Source organism: Mesorhizobium sp. M7A.F.Ca.MR.362.00.0.0 (genome assembly GCF_004023175.1).
Classification (GTDB): domain Bacteria; phylum Pseudomonadota; class Alphaproteobacteria; order Rhizobiales; family Rhizobiaceae; genus Mesorhizobium.
Genome location: NZ_RZTF01000906.1, coordinates 1 through 511, shown reverse-complemented (window position 1 = coordinate 511; position 511 = coordinate 1). Strand labels below are relative to the sequence as shown.

The window sequence follows — 511 nt, the reverse complement described above, 5'->3', positions numbered from 1 at the left end:
GAGCCGGATCAGTTATGCGGCGATGATCTGGGCGCTGGCCCCGATGATCGGCCCGGCGCTTGGCGGTGTGGTGGATGAAACCTTGGGCTGGCGGGCGATTTTCTGGGGTCTTGCCCTAGCCGGCATCGTGATGTTTGCCTCGTCCAGCAATTCCACGCCTATCCGGCGCTGTTCCGCGCACCCGGTTTTTGGGCCTACGCGCTGTGCATGGGGTTCTTGGTCGGTGCGGGCTACGCGTTTCTCGCTGGCGCCCCACTTGTTGCTGCAATATTCGACGTGTCATCGGCCTCGCTTGGCTTTTACATCGGCAGCATAACAGCGGGCTTCGTGTTGGGTAGCTCCTGTCCGGACGTTACGCCGGCCGTTTCCCTCTGACCACCATGATGATAGTGGGGCGCATCGTCGCTGTGCCGGCCCTGCGATTTGTCTGGTCCTGTTTTTCGCAGATGACAGGCATGTGATTGCGCTATTCGGCCCTTGCATTCTGGTCGGCATCGGCAATGGCTTGACC

The 511-nt window shown here is 60.9% G+C and carries 1 pseudogene; it reads left to right on the top strand.

Features of this window, described 5'->3' with window-relative positions:
* A pseudogene (locus EOC06_RS41215) lies at window positions 1-316 on the top strand (hypothetical protein); the annotation flags it as partial.
* Window positions 317-511 lie beyond the last annotated feature (195 nt).